This window comes from Finegoldia sp. P2-F-LR, from assembly GCF_052932265.1.
Map to the genome: position 1 here is coordinate 1 of NZ_JBRFJF010000052.1, position 255 is coordinate 255.

Below are 255 nucleotides of genomic sequence, written 5' to 3' on the forward strand. Positions count from 1 at the left end.
CTGCCGATGACAAATCGGAGGAAGGTGGGGATGACGTCAAATCATCATGCCCTTTATGTCCTGGGCTACACACGTGCTACAATGGTTGGTACAGAGGGAAGCTATATAGTGATATAATGCAAAACTCGAAAGCCAATCCCAGTTCGGATTGTAGGCTGCAACTCGCCTACATGAAGTCGGAGTTGCTAGTAATCGCGGATCAGAATGTCGCGGTGAATGCGTTCCCGGGTCTTGTACACACCGCCCGTCACACCA

At 50.6% G+C, this 255-nt stretch carries 1 rRNA gene; it reads left to right on the forward strand.

Going from position 1 to position 255, the window contains the following annotated elements:
• Positions 1-255 (forward strand): 16S ribosomal RNA (locus tag ACU68W_RS09380); the annotation flags it as partial.